At 58.6% G+C, this 18,181-nt stretch carries 15 protein-coding genes; 8 read left to right on the top strand and 7 right to left on the bottom strand.

Features of this window, described 5'->3' with window-relative positions:
- Positions 1-115: 115 nt before the first annotated feature.
- The 3 genes from KVG95_RS05310 to speB form a co-directional block, all read right to left on the bottom strand.
- Complete coding sequence (locus KVG95_RS05310) at positions 116-457, bottom strand: nuclear transport factor 2 family protein (protein WP_007897370.1); 342 nt, start codon at positions 455-457, stop codon at positions 116-118.
- Positions 458-509: 52 nt separating this feature from the next.
- Entirely contained in the window at positions 510-1,226 is a 717-nt protein-coding gene (locus KVG95_RS05305; protein ID WP_217854795.1) for a helix-turn-helix transcriptional regulator, read from the bottom strand.
- A 208-nt stretch (positions 1,227-1,434) separates the two neighbouring features.
- A complete protein-coding gene (gene speB, locus KVG95_RS05300; RefSeq protein ID WP_217854794.1) occupies positions 1,435-2,394 on the bottom strand; it encodes an agmatinase in 960 nt (319 codons plus the stop codon).
- A 149-nt stretch (positions 2,395-2,543) separates the two neighbouring features.
- Here speB and KVG95_RS05295 point away from each other — a divergent pair, with 149 nt between their 5' ends.
- From KVG95_RS05295 to KVG95_RS05285, 3 genes are all read left to right on the top strand, one after another.
- Positions 2,544-3,437, top strand: a complete 894-nt coding sequence (locus tag KVG95_RS05295; RefSeq protein WP_217854793.1) for a LysR family transcriptional regulator — start codon at positions 2,544-2,546, stop codon at positions 3,435-3,437.
- A gap of 261 nt (positions 3,438-3,698) precedes the next feature.
- A complete protein-coding gene (locus tag KVG95_RS05290) occupies positions 3,699-5,174 on the top strand; it encodes a nucleobase:cation symporter-2 family protein (RefSeq protein WP_217854792.1) in 1,476 nt (491 codons plus the stop codon).
- A 55-nt stretch (positions 5,175-5,229) separates the two neighbouring features.
- A complete protein-coding gene (locus KVG95_RS05285; RefSeq protein WP_217854791.1) occupies positions 5,230-5,715 on the top strand; it encodes an LEA/WHy family protein in 486 nt (161 codons plus the stop codon).
- Positions 5,716-5,718: 3 nt separating this feature from the next.
- Here the strand turns inward: KVG95_RS05285 and KVG95_RS05280 are convergent, their stop codons facing one another.
- Positions 5,719-7,296: an alkaline phosphatase D family protein gene (locus KVG95_RS05280; RefSeq protein WP_217854790.1), complete on the bottom strand. Its 1,578-nt coding sequence runs from the start codon at positions 7,294-7,296 to the stop codon at positions 5,719-5,721.
- 104 nt (positions 7,297-7,400) lie between these two features.
- On the opposite strand from KVG95_RS05280, the gene KVG95_RS05275 reads away from it, so the two are divergent.
- Positions 7,401-7,946 (top strand): GNAT family N-acetyltransferase, encoded by a 546-nt coding sequence (locus tag KVG95_RS05275; protein WP_217854789.1) that lies wholly within the window; start codon positions 7,401-7,403, stop codon positions 7,944-7,946.
- Here KVG95_RS05275 and KVG95_RS05270 read toward each other — a convergent pair.
- Complete coding sequence (locus tag KVG95_RS05270; RefSeq protein WP_217854788.1) at positions 7,939-8,859, bottom strand: carbon-nitrogen hydrolase family protein; 921 nt, start codon at positions 8,857-8,859, stop codon at positions 7,939-7,941. The two genes, KVG95_RS05275 and KVG95_RS05270, sit on opposite strands and share 8 nt — an antisense overlap.
- An 85-nt stretch (positions 8,860-8,944) precedes the next feature.
- Here KVG95_RS05270 and KVG95_RS05265 point away from each other — a divergent pair, with 85 nt between their 5' ends.
- Positions 8,945-9,859, top strand: coding sequence for a LysR family transcriptional regulator (locus KVG95_RS05265; RefSeq protein WP_217854787.1), 915 nt, complete (start codon positions 8,945-8,947; stop codon positions 9,857-9,859).
- Between the two features lie 39 nt (positions 9,860-9,898).
- Here the strand turns inward: KVG95_RS05265 and KVG95_RS05260 are convergent, their stop codons facing one another.
- Positions 9,899-10,150 (bottom strand): hypothetical protein, encoded by a 252-nt coding sequence (locus tag KVG95_RS05260; RefSeq protein ID WP_007897387.1) that lies wholly within the window; start codon positions 10,148-10,150, stop codon positions 9,899-9,901.
- 165 nt (positions 10,151-10,315) lie between these two features.
- Here KVG95_RS05260 and KVG95_RS05255 point away from each other — a divergent pair, with 165 nt between their 5' ends.
- Entirely contained in the window at positions 10,316-10,633 is a 318-nt protein-coding gene (locus KVG95_RS05255; protein WP_217854786.1) for an ElaB/YgaM/YqjD family protein, read from the top strand.
- A gap of 133 nt (positions 10,634-10,766) precedes the next feature.
- Here the strand turns inward: KVG95_RS05255 and KVG95_RS05250 are convergent, their stop codons facing one another.
- On the bottom strand, positions 10,767-11,807 hold the full coding sequence (locus tag KVG95_RS05250; RefSeq protein ID WP_217854785.1) for an Ldh family oxidoreductase: 1,041 nt from the start codon (positions 11,805-11,807) through the stop codon (positions 10,767-10,769).
- Positions 11,808-12,074: 267 nt separating this feature from the next.
- Between KVG95_RS05250 and KVG95_RS05245 the strand changes: the two genes are divergently transcribed.
- Positions 12,075-16,895 carry a dermonecrotic toxin domain-containing protein gene (locus tag KVG95_RS05245; protein WP_217854784.1) on the top strand — a complete coding sequence of 1,607 codons (4,821 nt, stop codon included), beginning with the start codon at positions 12,075-12,077 and terminating at the stop codon, positions 16,893-16,895.
- 252 nt (positions 16,896-17,147) lie between these two features.
- A complete protein-coding gene (locus KVG95_RS05240; protein ID WP_217854783.1) occupies positions 17,148-18,149 on the top strand; it encodes a FecR family protein in 1,002 nt (333 codons plus the stop codon).
- The last annotated feature ends 32 nt before the right edge of the window (positions 18,150-18,181 follow it).

The following is an 18,181-nucleotide window of genomic DNA, read 5'->3' as shown; positions in this document are numbered from 1 at the left end:
TGGGAGCGGGCTTGCTCGCGAAAGCGGTGTGTCATTCAACATTGATGTTGGCTGACCCGATGCCTTCGCGAGCAAGCCCGCTCCCACAGGTTCCGCGCAGCGACACAGCACCGGGTTACAGCGAGATATCCAGCCTGGCAATCTTGCCCTGTTCATTGAGGCGGAACATGTAGCGCAGTTCCAGCGGGCTGCCGGGAAACGTGCCGGAGATCAGGTTGTGCACCAGCACTTTACCGGTGCGCAGCTGAACGTCGAGCACTTCGACCCGGGGCTGATAACGTTGTGCGGTGTCTTGCATCCATTGGGCGATGGCTTGCGTGCCGACTTGATGCTGCCCTTCATCGAACACGTTGGCATCCTCAGCGAAAAAACTGGCAACCCTAGACGTATCGCGAGCATTGGCGGCAGCAATGTAGGCGGCGATGGCGGGGGCCAGTGAAGAGGCTGGATTGGACATGTTTACGGCTCCTTGTGAGTTGATTCTGGAGCCATGCTAAAACATGCCTGTGTCAGTTCTTGTCAGGAGTGAAACGCCCTGCTTCGTCGAGTTGCATCTGCTTGCGCCAAGTGCGCAACAGGTCGCTGCGCCGCCCCGGATAACGTTCGCCCTGCTCACTGGCAGCCGAGATCCGGTCGGTGCGAAAGGTGCGATAGGCACTGCGCAATTCACACCAGGCAACGATGATCCGCACCTCGTTGAGAAAACCCAGGGCCAGTGGCCAGATCAGCCGCTGACTCGGCACCTGATTGGCGTCCGCATAATCGATGTGCAGCTTGGCCTGATCGCGGATGGCTTGGCGAAATACATTCAAGGGCACGGCATTTTGCGGATAGCCATAACCCGGAGGGCCCGGCAGTACTGTGGGATTGCGCAAGGCCTCCTGGGCGGCGGGGTCGAGTACCGCGGCGATTTTTGCCAAGGCATCGGCCGCTGCTTTGCTCAAGACCTCATCGCCACGCTGATCTACGTAGCGCAATCCGAGCACGATGGCTTCGGTTTCATCGGCATTGAGCATCAAGGGCGGCAGAAACAGACCGCTGCGCAACACATAGCCGATCCCCGCCTCGCCAAAGATCGGCGCGCCGAGGGCGGTGAGTTCAGCGATGTCGCGGTACAACGTGCGCTCGGAAATCTCCAGTTCGCTGGCCAATGTCGCGGCAGTCACCGGACGACTTTTGCCCCGCAGCACTTGTAACAAAGTCAGTAAACGGCTGGTTCGCGACACGGTCGGCAGGCTCTTTCCTGAAAAGTCGCCGGAGCTTAGCAGAGGCTGTTGTCAGAAACTGGCAGGAGCGATAACACCTCGCTCCAATGGCCGGACATAGATCAAATGTGGGAGCGGGCTTGCTCGCGAAAGCGGAGTATCAGCCAACAGAAATGTTGAATGTTAAGCCGCTTTCGCGAGCAAGCCCGCTCCCACATTGGTTTGTGTGTTACCGATCGACCTTATGCCTGGCCGCATACAAACACAGCATCTCCATCGCCAATGTCGCCGCTGCCAGTGAGGTAATGTCCGCGCTGTCGTAGGCCGGCGCCACCTCCACCACGTCCATCCCCACCAGGTTGATCCCGCGCAAACCGCCGAGAATCTCAAGCGCCTGCACCGTGCTCAAGCCGCCGCACACCGGCGTTCCGGTGCCCGGTGCGAAGGCCGGGTCGAGGCAATCGATGTCGAAGGTCAGATACACCGGGTGATCACCGACCCGCGCACGAATCGCCGCGACGATCGCTTCACACCCTTGTCGATGCACCTGCCGCGCATCCAGCACTTGAAAGCCCTGATGATCGTCATTGGTGGTGCGCAACCCGATCTGTACCGAACGCGACGGATCCACCAACCCTTCTTCGGCCGCATGCCAGAACATCGTGCCGTGGTCGACACGCTTGCCCTCCTCATCCGGCCAAGTGTCGCTGTGGGCGTCGAAGTGAATCAATGACAACGGGCCATGCTGACGGGCATGGGCCTTGAGCAGCGGATAACTGATGAAGTGATCGCCGCCAAACGTCAGCATCGCGCAACCACCGCTCAGGATGTGCTCGGCATGGGCTTCGATGCTGTCCGGCACCGACTGCGGCGTGCCGTAATCGAAGGCGCAATCGCCGTAGTCAATCACCGCCAAGTGATCGAACGGGTCGAACGTCCACGGCCAATGACGTTCCCAGGCAATCCCGGTGGACGCCGTCCGAATGCCGCGCGGTCCGAAACGCGCGCCGGGACGGTGGCTGGTAGCCGTATCGAACGGCACGCCGCTGACCACCACGTCGACACCGCGCAAATCGCGACTGTACCGGCGACGCATGAAACTGGTGATACCGGCGTAGGTGCTTTCGGCGGCAGTCCCGTAAAGACTGTCGCGGGTCATGGCCTGATCGTTTTGTGCAGGGGCGTCCATGGTGTGTTCCTTATTGTTGGCTGATTGGCGGCTACGGAAAGTGAGCCATGACAAACACTGACCGGAGGAAGTGGTTGCAGGATGCGTCGTCGGTTACATTGGAAAAATACCAAGTTAGTTATCCTGACTTTATTGCGGAGTAATGTTTGATGCTCGGTCAACTTCATGACCTCGACCTGCACTTGCTGCGCCTGTTTGTCAGCGTGGTGGAATGTGGTGGTTTCAGTGCGGCTCAGGGTGAATTGGGGTTGAGCCAATCGAGCATCAGCCAGCAGATGGCCAGGCTCGAAACCCGACTCGGCTATCGCCTGTGCAGTCGCGGCAAGGGCGGGTTCAAAATCACCCCCAAAGGCGAGCAGTTGCTTCTTGCCATTCGCGCCTTGTTCGAATCCATCGAAGCGTTCCGTCATCAATCCAACGGCGTGGCCGGACGCTTGATCGGCGAAGTGCGCCTGGGCTTGTCCGAAGCACTTGATCAGTCGGTGCTGCAACGGGTTGCCGAGGCGATCCGGCGCTTTCGCGAACGGGATGAATCGGTGCGTATCGAGTTGATCAGCGCCATGCCCGGCGAAATGGAGCGGCTGTTGCTGCAACAACGGCTGGATCTGGCGATCGGCTATTTCTCACAGGCGCAGAGTGCTTTTGACTACCGCGAACTGTTCACTGAAACCCAGCACCTGTATTGCGCCCCGGGGCATCCGCTGTTCACCGATGAGGCGCCTGACGATCAAGCGCTTCAGGCCTGCGACCGGGTCGATCACCCCTACCGCTTCTTGCGCAGCGACGAGCCGTTTCAGGGGAAGATGTGTTCGGCGCGTTCCGAGCAGGTCGAAGGCACCCTCGCCTTCATTCTTTCCGGCAAGCATGTGGGCTACTTGCCCGATCACTTCGCCCGCAGCTGGGAAGACAAAGGGTTGCTGCGCGCCGTGCGCCAGGGCGATATGAGTTTTGAGGTGGCGTTCCATCTGGCCCGCCATCGCGCTCAGGTGCCGGGGGATGCGCAAAAAGCCTTTGAAGAGGATTTGCTCGCGGCGTTTGCTTGAATAGCAGGGGGCTTGCCACATTGCCCGTCAGTCAGAAGCGGAACCTGTGGGAGCGGGCCTACTCGCGAAGGCGGTATACCCGGCAACATTAATGTCGACTGACACGGCCTCTTCGCGAGCAAGCCCGCTCCCACATGGATTGCGCTTGACTGACGGGCAGTGTGGCAAGCGATCACGTTGTACGTTGCCCTCACTGCCCGCGGCTGGCATCCTGCGCCTCCATTTTCTGACCCGGCCCCGCCTTTCGGCACGCAAACCACCATGACCGCCTCTGAAAAAGCCCTTGCCCCACGCAACAACGATCTGATTTACGGCCTCGACGATCGCCCTCACCTGACCGCCACGGTCTTCGCCGCCCTGCAACATGTACTGGCGAGTTTCGTTGGCATTATCACGCCGACGCTGATCATGGGCAGCGCCCTTGGCCTGCAAAGTGAAGTGCCTTATCTGATCAGCATGGCGCTGTTCGTTTCGGGGCTGGGCACGTTTGTCCAGGCGCGGCGGTTCGGCCCGGTCGGTTCCGGCCTGTTGTGCCTGCAAGGCACCAGCTTCTCGTTTATCAGCGTCATTCTCAGCGCCGGTTTCATGGTCAAGGCGCGGGGCGGCGGCACCGATGAAATCCTCTCGACGATTTTCGGCGTGTGCTTTTTCGCCGCGTTCATCGAAGTGGTACTGAGCCAGTTCATCGGCAAGCTGCGGATGCTGATCACCCCGGTGGTGACCGGCACCATCATTACCCTCATGGGCCTGTCGCTGATCAAGGTCGCCATGACCGACATTGCCGGCGGTTTCGGTGCGGCGGATCTCGGCGCGGCCAGCCATCTGGCGCTGGCGGCACTGGTGCTGGGGACCATCGTGGTGTTGAACCGGGTGGATGTGCCGTTCCTGCGCCTGGGCGCGATCGTCATCGGCCTGGCCCTCGGTTATGCGGTCGCCTGGTTCATGGGCCAGGTCGATTTCACCAGCCTGCCCACCGTGCCGCTGATGAGTGTGCCCGTACCGTTCAAGTACGGTTTCTCATTCGACTGGGTGGCGTTTGTGCCGGTGGCGGTGATTTTCCTGGTGTCGCCCTTGGAGGCTGCCGGTGACTTGACCGCCAATTCGATGATTTCCCGGCAGCCAGTCAAAGGCCCGGTCTATATTCGCCGGATCAAATCCGGGTTGCTGGCCGACGGTCTCAATTCGGCGATGGCTGCGGTGTTCAACAGCATGCCGATGGTGACCTTCGCGCAGAACAACGGCGTGATTCAGCTCACGGGCGTGGCCAGCCGCTATGTGGCGTTTTTCATTGCCGGCCTGTTGGTGGTATTGGGGTTGTTCCCGATGATCGGCGCGGTACTGCAATTGATGCCAAAACCGGTGCTTGGCGGCGCTGAACTGGTGATGTTCGGTACCGTGGCAGTGGCCGGGATCAAGATTCTCGCCGAGGCTGGCCTGCATCGGCGCAACATGCTGATCGTGGCGATTTCCCTCGGCATGGGCTTGGGCGTCGCGGCAGTGCCTGAAGTGTTGCGCGAGTTGCCGAAGGCGCTGCACAACATCTTCGAATCACCGATCACCGTCGGTGCGTTGTGCGCTATCGTGCTGAATATCTTCCTGCCCGAAGAATTCATCGAGCTGGAAGAAGACGAGTTCGACCCGGAAGCCTCGGTGCTTCAGGTGATGCAGAACCCGGATGCTGCGGCCAAGGGTGAACCCGCTTCACCTGCGGCTGTCGCACAGTTGAACCGTGCGTAATGCTCAAGAGCCGAGCCTCGAGCGGCTCGGCCTTTTTCTTTACGAGAACCTGTCCATGCGCAGATTGTTCGCACTTTCTCTATACCTGCCTCTGTCCCTCCTGTTGCTCTCGCTGAGCGCCTGCGCCCTGTTCCCTCATCGCGATCCGCTGAACATCAACGTGGTCGGTATCGAGCCGCTGCCAAGCCAGGAACTGGAAGTGCGTTTTGCGGTAAAGCTGCGCGTGCAAAACCCCAATGAAACGGCGATCGACTACAACGGCGTGGCCCTGGATCTGGAGGTGAACGGGCAATCACTCGCCTCCGGTGTCAGCGACCAAACGGGCTCGATCCCGCGCTTTTCCGAAGCGGTGATTGTGGTGCCGGTGAGTGTTTCAGCCTTCTCGGTGCTGCGTCAGACTTTCGGGCTGGGTCAGACGCAGACACTGAACAATCTGCCGTACGTGCTTCGGGGCAAATTGGCCGGTGGCGTGTTCGGCACGATGCGTTTCGTTGATCGCGGCAAACTCAGCCTACCGGAGGCGACTACCGGCACGTGGTAACGCTCAAGGCTCGGCCCGTGGCTTAACCGGATCGATCACCTGGGTCACACAATGTTTGAGGCCTTCTACGTGCCAGTTGGCCCACAGCCGACTTTTGCCGGTGCTGTCTTCATCCGGCTCTATCGCCAGCCAGTTTCGAGCAGCGATCAGGTAACGTCCTCGGGCACCGATGGGCAACATGGTCCCGGTGATGCCGTAGTCGATCTGTTCCTGTTGCTTGCCAATGGACTCCAGAAACTGCACTGCCAGCACTGGCGGTGCAGGATGCACGACCCCGGTCGAAATCAATTGGTAAATCAATCCTGAACCATCGTTGCGATGCCGGGACAACGTCGATTCGATCACGCAGGCGCCGGCCACATGAACATCACCGGACACCAGCGTGACCTTGCATGACTCAGCATGGGCGAAATCCAGTAACCGCATGATCAGCCGCTTGCGTTCGTCTCGATGGGGCAGGCTTCGCCAATGGTCGCGCAAATCGTCCTCGAGCTCCTGTTGCCCCGAGATCAGGTCCAGTGCCTTTTCGGCCGCCTGCAAATCAAGGTAACCCACGGGAATACTCGACATTAGCAGCAAGTGCTTATGCCCCTTGACCTTGCTCAGCCAGGCATAAATCGCATCCCAACTGACGGGCGAAATGATCCGGGTCGGCCGAGCCGGCGGAGTCGTCAAATCCGGTGCACGCTCACTGCGCAAGTCGGGAACCAGCAATGCCAATTCACCCAGGCCGGTAAACCCCAGGTGAAAGCCATCAGCGGTGTCGGGAATCGCACAGGGATGAGTATCGGCGGACGGTTTGAGGTGCGGATGAGTCTGGATCAGTTGCTGCTGGAAAATCCTGAAATAGCGCTTGGCCGTGGCAAACAGCCCCTGGAACACCGGGCTTGAATGCAGAATCTCGTCGTAGGAACCCCAGCCATCGATGATGTCATGGTCATCCCACATCATCACCGTCGGAACGGCGCTGAGCAGCTTCGCGACCTCAGGCTGCTTCCAGCGCTCCAGGTAGAGTCTGGCGAAGAACTTGTCCAGATCGGCTTCGATCACCTTGCTGTAGACCGCCTTTCGACGCTCGGCAAAGGGTTTGGCAAACCATGTTTTCATCGACGACACATTGCTGCGCATATCGTCGCTGTAAACCTGATCGCCCCCCATCAACAACAGGTGATAGGGCTTGCTTTGATGAGCGCCCCACATGTGTTCCCAGCGCTCGTTGTTCCGGTCCACCTTCTCCATGTCCTTGGGGTCCGAAAAGCCATTGCACGACACATAGGCCATGCGCGGCGACTGGCCCTCGGCCGGAACCACGAAGTTGGCCGCCGCGCCCTCTATCTTGATCGTGTAAGTAGTGGCGACAGCCTGGTCTTGCAGCGCTTTTAAATCGATGCGCCAGACGCGGTACTGAGGATTGAGCAACGGGATATCGGCGGTGGCCAACGGTTTGCCGGCAGTGACACCACCGGGTACTTTTACGCTGGGTGATGTCGCGCCCAAGGGTAAAACCACTAGAGCCGACACGTTATAGACATTACTGTTGATGCCACGAAACTGCAGAATCGGGCCGAGTAACAAACTCATGGACAGTCCATCCGTTGACAGGGGTGTTAACGCCTAGAGACTAGACGGACAATCGACGCTGCGCATGATGCGCAGCGCCCGTCCCTACAAGGAGGTCACCCACGATGCACGCCGCTCCAACGCTCTACACCGAACGACTGATTTTGCGCCCGCTGGAACTGGCTGATGCCGAGGCCATTCAGCAACAGTTCCCTCACTGGGACGTGGTGCGTTATCTGAACGTCTTGGTGCCGTGGCCTTATCCCGCCGACGGCGCGTTGACTTATCTGCGTGATATTGCCCTGCCGGCGATGGCCCGTGGCGAGGAATGGCACTGGTCAATCCGCTTGAAGTCGGCCCCCGATCAACTGATCGGCAATGTCAGCCTGATGAATGAACAGGACAACAACCGAGGCTTCTGGCTGGCCCCGCAATGGCAAGGCCAGGGGTTGATGGGTGAAGCCAGTGCGGCGGTGACCGAGTACTGGTTCGAAACACTCGGCCGGTCGTTGCTGCGCGTGCCGAAAGCGGCGCCGAATATCGGCTCGTGCAAACTCTCGGAACGTACCGGCATGCGTTTGATACACACCGAAGAGGGTGATTTTGTCAGCGGGCGATTCCCGAAGGAAGTCTGGGAGATCACCCGCGAAGAGTGGCTGCGCCTCAGATAAAACTCACGCCCGGTTTGGCCCGCTCATCCACCGTCAACTCAAACACGTCCGGGCGCGCGTAGTGCCCGACCACGTCGTAGTCGTAACGGGCGCGGATCAGGTCGTCGGTGTTGATTTCAGCGGTGAGCAAACCCGCCTCGCCACGCAGCGGCCCGGCGAGAATGTCGCCCATGGGCCCGACAATCACGCTGCCGCCGGCAATCAACGGGCGCTCCGCCGGCCAGTTGGCGATTTCCACACCCAAGGCTTGCGGTGAGGCCTGGACCTGACAGGCGCTGACCACAAAGCAGCGTCCTTCATGGGCGATGTGGCGCATGCTGACCTGCCACATTTCCCGCTCGTCCACGGTCGGCGCGCACCAGACCTCCACGCCTTTGGCGTACATCGCGGTGCGCAGCAGCGGCATCATGTTTTCCCAGCACACCACCGCGCCGATCCGCCCGACCTGGCTGTCGATCACCGGCAAGGTCGAGCCATCGCCCTTACCCCAGATCAGTCGCTCGGTACCGGTGGGCATCAGTTTGCGGTGCTTGGCGACCAGCCCGGCCTGCGGATCGAAATACAACGCGGTGCAATATAAGGTGCTGCCCGCGCGCTCGATCACGCCGATCACCAGGTTGGCGCCAGTGCGTGAGGACAACCCGGCCAAGGCTTCAGTCTCGGCGCCGGGCACGTCGATGGCGTTGTCGAAATACCGCGCAAACGCTTCCCGCCCCTCCGGCAGTCGATAGCCGAGTTGCGTGCCAAAACCCTCGCCCTTGGGGTAGCCGCCGAGCAACGCCTCCGGCATGACCACCAGTGCGGCGCCGGATTCGATAATGGCGGTTTCCCAGGAGAGGATTTGATCGAGGGTGTCGGCCTTGCCGCCGGGCAAGGCGCCGATTTGCAGGGCAGCAACGATGGACTTGGGCATCGCGGTGACTCCGTCAGTAATGAGGTGTTGCTCATTCTCCGGCGCCACAGGATCATGAACAAAGCCCGACTCACTGCTGAATGATATGAACCAAATGAATATCGCGACCGTCGATCTCAACTTGCTCAAAGTCTTCGAAGCCCTGCATGAGGAATCCAGCGCTAGCCGTGCCGCGCTGCGTCTGGGCGTGACGCAATCGGCGGTCAGCGCGGCATTGCGCCGATTGCGAGAAGTGTATGGCGATCAGTTGTTCGTGCGCACGGGTCGAGGTCTTGCGCCGACGCTCAAGGCCAACCAGTTGAAACCGGTGGTCAGCGATGCGCTGAATAAATGCCGCCAAAGCCTGGCGATGGTCGATCCGGCGGCGAATCATTACGACGGACGCTCGGTGACGGTGGGTTTGTCGGATGATTTCGAAATCGCCTACGGGCGACGATTGATTGACGAGATCGCTGATCGTGCGCCGAAGCTGCGGCTGATCTTTCGCCAGACCCACAGCCAGATTGTCGCCGGGGCCTTGATGGAGCGCAGTATCGATCTGGCGATCACGGCCGGCGGGTTTGCCGAGCGTCTGCTCAGTCGTCAGGTGCTGGGTGAAGGCGATTATCTGTGCCTGGTGGACCCCCTCAGTCTGGCCGAGGGACAGGAAACTCTCAGCCTTGAAGCGTTCGTCGCCCGCGAGCACATTCTGGTGTCATCGGGCGGTTTTATCGGGATTACCGATGAAGGCCTGGCGGCGTTGGGCCTGAGTCGGCGGGTATGCGCGTCGACCACACACTTTGCCGCGTTGCCGCACTTGCTCAAGGGCAGTCAGGCAGTGGCGACTATTCCAGCCCATGCGGCTCGAAGTATCGCCGCGCTCAGCGGACTGGCGCTGCTGCCCTGCCCTCTGGCGCTGCCACGCTATCCGATCGAGCTGGGCTGGCGTACCAGCACGCAACTCGATCCGGTGGTGCTGAAAGTGCGCGAGGCGATTATCGCGACCTTTTCCCGCCTGTAGGGGCTGCCGAAGTCCTGCACGGGAATAGTGTCTGGTGGCTTATTTAGCCGCCATCAAACGATTGACTTCACTGCGCACCATGTTCGCGAATTCCGGGGGCGACATGCCGTCGAGTTCGGCGCGGACCCACTCGGCCCATTTGCCTTTGCGCTTGGCACGCTCACCGAACAACCGTGCAGCTTCACCCTTGGATTTACCCAGGTTGTTTTGCCAGAGTTCGAACAGACGGGATTTTTCATCTTCAAGCGCCGCGCGCTCGGCAAGGGGTTTGTCGGCCAGATTGAAGCTCATGGAAGATACCTGCTGCGTAAAATAGGCGACATCTTACACTGTAGGAGGAAATGTCCTGCCCTGGATTTTTCTTCAGGGTGGAGTCGTCACGCAAAATGGCTGCAACTTTTGCCATGGCGCCAGACTCCATTGTTCACTGCCCATTTACCTGCAAGGAGTACTCCAATGGCCCGCAAAATCATCGATCAAGTCGCCGAGGATCAAATCAAGGATCAGGTCTTCAGCGAACTTCAGGCCCTGATCGAAGAGTCGGAAAAACTGCTCAAGAGCAGTGCTTCACTGGTCGGTGAGGAAGCGGATACCCTTCGTGGGCAAATCGCCCAGAAGCTCCAGCAGGCCCGGACTTCAGTCTCCAGCGTGCGTGACCGGACCAGGCCCGCGGTCGAGGCCAGCGAAATCTACATCGGCGGCCATCCTTGGCAAACCGTGGCCATCTCCGCCGGATTCGGTTTGGTGGTGGGGCTGTTGTTGGGACGGCGTTAAGTCATTGAGCGTCAGTACGGAACCTGTGGGAGCGGGCTTGCTCGCGAAAGCGGTGTATCAGGCGACATCAATGTTGACTGTACCGCCGCCTTCGCGAGCAAGCCCGCTCCCACATTAGGGATTGCGTTTGAGTTCAGAGCCCGGCCAATTCCCGCAGACTCGCCAGCGTCTGAGCATCCAGCGCAATGCCTTCGACCTTGGCTTTGGCGCGCTGCCGGTGACGTCGATCACCCGGTAACCGCTTGAGTCCCACACCGTGCATCTGCCGGACCAGTTCTTGACTGCGCTCGGCAAAGTTCTGCCCCGCCGACTTGCTTGGATCGATCACGATCAGCAGTTGACCGGTCCAGGGTGTTTTCGCCCCTGGATGGTTCGACCAGTCGAACTCGAAAGAAAAATTGCCCCCGGTCAACGCCGCCGCCAACAGCTCCACCATCATCGACAGCGCCGAGCCCTTGTGCCCGCCAAACGGCAGCAAGGCGCCGCCCTCAAGGATCGCTTTCGGGTCCTGGGTCGGCTGGCCGAGGCTGTCCACACCCATGCCCGCCGGCAAACGCTCGCCTTTACGGGCAGCGATCTGTACGTCGCCATGAGCAATGGCGCTGGTCGCCAGGTCGAAAACGATCGGATCACCGTTGGCCCGAGGGGCGGCGAAGGCAATCGGGTTGGTCCCGAACAGTGGACGATCGGCACCGTGCGGCACCACGCAGGTCATGCTGTTGACCACGCTCAGTGCCACCAGCCCTTCATCGGCAAACGGCTCGACGTCTGGCCACAAGGCGGCGAAATGGTGGGAATTACGGATGGCCAGCACCGCAATGCCGGCACTGCGGGCTTTCTCCACCAGCAATGACCGCGCCGCCGCGAGGGCCGGTTGGGCAAAACCATTACCGGCGTCGACCCGGACGAACCCCGAGGCCACGTCCTCGACCACCGGCACCGCCTGACCATTGACCCAGCCGCTTTGCAACGTCGACACATAACCGGGAATGCGGAATACACCGTGACTGTGAGCCCCGTCGCGCTCGGCGCTGGCGCAGTTGAGGGCCAGGGTTTTGGCGACATCGGCTGAGGTGCCGTGGCGCAGGAAGATCTGCTCGAGCAACGCAGTAAGCGCTTCGAAGGACAGGTTTTGCGAAACCGCAGTAGACACATGATCGTGTGGCGCAGACATCTGAAGCTCCAGAGTAATTATTGGAGGGGGCAACAGCGTATGAAAACCAACCGATTAACAACGTGCGACGAGTAGCCTGTCAACCCTTCGCTTGAACCGGTGCATCTGATCAGAACCGATTAAGCCGAAAAGACGCTTTGGCGCATCTTTGCACAAACATCGGGCGGCCATGCGGTAACTATCTACCACCTTCGACTCACCCGCGACTTTTAGTCTTGAGCCTCAATCCATTGGCGCATTCAACCGCGCCCTGAACGAGACTCGACGATGCCCACACCTGCCGCTCCGCTGTTATTCCCCGAGGCCCTGCACGCACCCGGCCACTGGAATGATCTGGGTAAAATCCATGGGCTGACGCGCAAGGATTTCGAATGGCTCAGTCATCTGGAACTGGCCAGCCAAACGTTACGCCTTCAACAGACCCCATCCATGTTCGCCGAAAAAATTTTGCTGAAGTCGGACGCTCTGGACCCCATCCCTTTGGCGGGCAGCTTCGTATTGAGCCTCACCCCGGCTGACAAGGGCGAGATTCTCTACACCCCGTACGCCGGCATAAAGAAGTTCGACAGCCGCGCAGCCTTGACCGAACAGCTTAATCGTCAGCTGAACAGCGTAACCGAGGACGACGATCTGCTGGCCTTCATGTCGTTGTCTGCGCGCAAAACGCTGGCAGCCGCGACCTCTATTCAAGTGAGTTTTCAGGCCATCGAAGGTGAAATATTCGAAGACCAGCGCAACGTCATCACCGCGTACCAGCGAGTGAACGAGCAGGCCATGCTGGACGAGTTGATCAAGTTGCCAACGCTCACCTCGCTGCTCACTACGCTGCTTGATGAGTTGTTGCAGCCGGGATTCCCGGGCCTTGATCAAAGCCAGACCCGACTCAACTTTTATTCCGTTAGACCGACCGATGATGGCAACCAGGAAAGTGCCTCGACCCGCCGCTGGATCAACTCCATGTCCTTGAGTGACGCCGTGCTGTCGTACTACCGCCATCAGCGATGGCCGAGCGGGCAGTCTCACGAATTTTTCCATCCGGAAAAAAAGTCGACGAGCATCGACCAGGGCCACTGGGAAACCGCTGTAAAGACCGCCTCCAGCAAACTGATAAGCCTGCTGTCCGCAAAACTGCAGCACTACTGGGACACTGCAGCTGCCGACGGTGCTTCCCGTCGCGACTTTTTCAGTCGGGCCATCCGGGAAAAGGCGCGTGCAGAGTTCCTGATCAAGCGCGAAGCCGACATCATCAACCCTGAACAGAGCCAGGCCCTGCACCAACTGATTCAGCTGAGCGCCGGCACACCCTCGACACTCAGCCTTGAAACCGTGCGTCTTTGGGAATACGAGGCCAACTTTGTAGAGCTGGCAGGCTCACTGATGATCAGTCATTCCTCGTCCAATGCCTTTCTTTACACGCCCGCTCAGGGGTTACAGGTTCTGAAAGACCATCAAGACCTCAAAGACACCTTGCTGAGCAAATTCAGCGCGGCCGGTCATGAAGACGAGCTCTACGGTCTCCTGAATCTGGATGAACGTAACCGGTTCATCGGCTTCAAGCGCCCGCAGGTTTCCGGCGAGGTGATTTCAGGGTCAATATTCAAAAAAATGTTTGAAGCGATCATTACCAAGCAACTGCAAAACATTGAATACGTTCTGCAGGTTTACCGCCACAGCGATGGGGCCGTGAACGTCCATGCCTTGTTCGACAAGGCACTGGATATACGCTCAATGATCAGCGAACAATTGCTGACGCTGGATGCACAGGGACGCTGGAGTACCCGGCCGGTGTTGTCTGGCAACCAACTGCCGTCCCAGGTGCTGGCAGACAAGGCAGCGGTTTTCGTAAAATCCTTCAGCGATGTCAAATCGCTGCTCAGCTCGAAATTTGCCTCCCAGCCGATTACCTCCCTGGCGCTACAAAGCGTTTATCTGGAGAAACTGAAACCCAAGATAGCTCACGCATTTTCCCTAGGTTTGCGCGGGGAAGCCAGCCTGCGGGTGCTTAACACAACACTACGGGAAGCCGATCGGGCCATTGTCGATACAGTGTTCGATCCGGACAAACCGGATCGAGGAACGCGCCTCGCCCTCAAAGGTTTCAGGCCTGACGCTTATTCACTGATCCTTGAGTGTTCCGGGCAGAAAAATGTGCTGCCTCTGGCCAATTGCGTGTTGTTGACCGAACGTGGCGGGCTCGATGTTCAGCATTCGGGCCGGGCGATTCTGTGGACGCCTGCGGCCGGGCTCGAAGTTTTCGCGACAGTCAGCAGCGCAACGACGGAACTGAACCGGCGCCTGCTCGACGACAACAAACGCCTGGAGTTGCTGGAAAACCTCAGCCCTGCCCAACGCACATTCCACCAGAGCTATAAGCTCAACTCGTTGCGACTGATTGAAGGCCATGTGTTGCAGCGCCTTGCGCAATCCTCCATCGAGCACTTCCTGGCCTGTTGTGAACACCTGCGCAGCCAGAAGCTGGACGATGCGCAACAGATCAAAGCGTTGAAAAAAATGACCCAAAGGGTCATCGACACCAACTTGCAAAGAGCCACGTTGATCTCGCAAGCCATCACCCGACAGCAGTCTCTGCCTGCATGGCTTGGAATGGCCCCAGTCGAAGAACAGCAGCTGCACATCGAATTGCTGGAGCAATACCGCAACAGCGTCACCGACGACAAGGACTACTTGCACGGGATCCAGACCCTGACGTCCTATGTGCATGAGCGATTAGTATCATTGATTGGCAGCCGGTTTCCTGGAACGCAACTTGATCCCGACCAGATCAAAATCACGCCCAATCTGGCCCTGGCCGGGCCGTCGCGTAGCTTGACCGAATTTGCCCTGAACCCTGTCAACGCGGCTCAAGGCACCGGGTTCAAGATTGCCTCGACCACCTCTCAGGCCCTTCCCGCAGGCCTGAATCAGGACACCGTGCGCCAGCTTGTGCGGTCGCTGAATATCCAGAGCGATTATGCAAAGCGAGTGACCGATGCATTGACCAAGGCCGGTACCGATGCCGACAGTCGAATGCAGCGTTTTATTCAGCAACTACCATGGCAGCTGCTGCAACACGCTCATGCGCTGAAACTGCAGCAACGTCTTTCCGGCAGCGCCTTTGATTTGATCTGGCAGGTTCTCGATATGCCGGACACAATCGCCCGCGCGGCTGTAACAGGTGCCCACGCCATCGTCAGGCCGCTGGAAATGATCAAGACCGCAGGTGCCGCAGCGGTGAAAACCCTGGGCCTGTACCTGATCGGCCCAGGTGCCGGACATGACGGGCCGCAAATCCTCTATGCGCCTTATCACGCAGGCTCCATATTCACCGAGTTCGTGAACGAGGCCAGCGTTATCTCAGCGATCAATACCCCAGGGCCACTTCAGGAACTGATCCTTCGCAGGCTTCCCGAGGCTGAACAGTCTTTGTTCGGCAACTTGTTCAAATCCACCGTAGGGCAACAGAGCGAAATCACCCTCGCCTCCCCCCCTATCAGCGGCAACCTGCTTGCACAGTTGTTCAACGATAACGTCAGCCTTCTTTCGAAGATGCTCGGCAGCCACTCCGAAATCACCGGCCAGGCAGAATGGGAAGCCGCCAAAAACCTGTTCAGCTCTGGCATCAGACTGATTTCGGGCCTGTTGCCGGGCAAACTCTCCTATGTGCAGTTTCTGTGGCAAAGCTACAAAGACTTCAAAGACTCCGCCGAAGCGCTGCAGGATCATCATTGGAAACAGGCATTGCAGACATTTATTGCCGGTGCCGCGCAAATGGTGTCGCTGGGACGGTTGTCGCTGGAGTCTTCTATCGAGTCGGCGCCAGCAACGGCCACCTCCCCACCTGTTACCCAGCCGTTGGTTGTCCCGCAATGGTCACAAGTAAAACCGACAGCACCGACGCGCACGGCATTGCAGCCTTTCGAGACCACTACTGTCGCGTTGAAGGATCTGACCAGACGCACGACTGATGGCACTTATCTGGAAGCAACCAGCAAACGAACCTACGCCCCGGTCGGCGGAAAGGCATACCGCGTCTCGAAAACCGGGGCGATCTGGCGAATGATCAACGACCAACAACAGGGCCCCGCGTTGCTGACAACGCCTGGAAAACAACTGGTGATCGATCCGGACTCACATACGATTCACTACGGCAAAGCCTTGTCGAAAATGCACAACCAATATGTTTCCAGTCGCGTAGTCAACAGCGTACTGAATATCGAAGCGCGGGGAATGGAAGACATACGGACAAAGCACCCGGAAAAAGCACGCATGCTCGTGCAAGCCATCGATCTGGCTCGCTACTACGCGTTTAACAGTCTGCATAACCTGGTGCAACTCAGACTCCTGAACCCGGGAACACGGCTGGATACCTTTCTTAAAGCCTTTTTTGATACTGGCAGCATCGACGCCAGTGTTCTCGACAAGATCAAAAAAGTCATCGTTCCAATTTGCAAGGCACTGGTAGACCCAAACGAGGACTTGATGAATACCGAGCATTTTGTGGTCGGTTCAAACAAAGACTGGTTCGACAGTACGATCGCTTTTGTTGTGAATGACGATGCGCAGAGGCGTGTGCATTTCACTGAGAGGTTTTTTGACCCGAAACTCGATTGGTACAAGTACTGTTTGACTGAGCCTTTCGACGTTGACGACCATTCCCGGGCCGCGACCCTGATTCATGAGTTCTCCCATCTTTTTTCAAAAACCGTGGATATTGCGACGGTTGAGGCAAGGCGCCCGTTCACCGACCTCATCGCCACCGTCACCGGTTTCGGTGTGGTAACCAAACAGACGCAGCAGGATTTCCAGCGACGAGCATTGTCCCTGGCCACCCCGAGAGAAGAACTGTTTACGCGCTGGAACGAACCATTGCAGTCATGGATCAGCCTGGACTCGATTGATGGGTTGGAGCATGTGGCTAAGGACATCCTCAAAACGACGGGCTGCACGACGATGGAAGAAGCTCGCAACGCCTTCCTCGATCCACGGAATGCGAGCCAGCGCATCGACACCATTTTGCGCAACGCCGACTCGGTCGCTCGCTTGATATGTGAAATGGGTCGACAGCTGGATCCGGTGCCAGCCCCATAAACGGTTTGACTTGAAGCACATAAAATCAGGCGCAGGTCACCCCGATCTGCACCTGCTTTTCTCGTCCTGGACAGGGATCACTCCTGCTGACCTTGACCATTTTTTCACTCCAACTATGGATACTTCCCGGCGACGCCCTGTTTGCAGGGTGTGCGGGTGAAAAATAAGTCGCACTTTGATGGGCAAATGCCATGACGGTTGTTCTCGCAGACTTCCCCTCAAGGTTAGAATGCAGGAAATCAGGATGAGTCAATGACAGACCACTCTCTCTCGCAAGCTCAATACGACGCCATCACCGATGCCGCTGCGCACTGGTGCATGCGTCTGCACGCCGTTGACTGCACGGCCGAAGAACGCCAGGCATTCGAGCAATGGCGTAATGCTCATCCTCTGCATGCCTTCGAATACGAAGCCATGCTAGAGATCTGGGATGTGGCTGGGGACTTGCCTCGTCCCGAATCTCCCGCGCCGACTGTTCGCGACAAGCCGACAATGCCTTGGCGCACTTTCGGCATTGCAGCCACCGTCTGCGCCTTGGCGTTGCCACTGGCGGCCTATACCGGATGGAACCTGGGTTGGCTGCCCAATGCCTATCAGCATTTCGAGGCGACCGACAATGTTCGTCAGGTCACGCTGAGCGACGGCAGTCAGGTGGAGCTGAACCTGGGCAGTGAGCTGACGTTCAGCAATTACAAGGACCAGCGTCGTGTCACGCTGAAAAAAGGCGAAGCCTTCTTCGACGTCAGTCACGACATGCAGCACCCATTCATCGTCAGGGCAGCCGACGGCAGGATTCGCGTCACCGGCACCCGTTTCAACGTCTGGATGTATGAGGATCAGGTACGCGTGAACCTGATTGAAGGTTCCGTGCTGGTGACCAGCAATGACGCCCTGCCCGGCGAGGGTCTGCGCCTCGAACCTGCCATGCAGGCGCGTTACCGGCACGGCGATTTCACGCCGCAAATCACCCAGACTTCCGCCAACGACCACTCGCTGGCCTGGCGCAGCGGCAAACTGGTGCTCGATGATCTGGCGCTGACCGACGCCCTGCCCTTGATCAATCGTTATTTGAACAAGCCCGTCATGATCGCCGACCACAGTACCGGCTCGATTCGCCTCGGTGGTATCTACAACATCAAAGAGCTCAATAACCTGGTCGCTTCGTTGCCCAAGGTGCTGCCGGTCTATCTGACCCGCAACAAGGACGGCAATCCGGTCCTCAATTCGATCCCGCAACAAACCCCAAAAAGCTGAAGGCCGCGACCCTTGCGGGGTGCGGCCTTCAC

Origin of the sequence: Pseudomonas farris (assembly GCF_019145235.1) — a bacterium.
Taxonomy (GTDB): Bacteria; Pseudomonadota; Gammaproteobacteria; order Pseudomonadales; family Pseudomonadaceae; genus Aquipseudomonas; species Aquipseudomonas farris.
The sequence above is the reverse complement of the archived record's forward strand: the minus strand, read 5'-3'. Positions and strand labels throughout refer to the sequence as shown.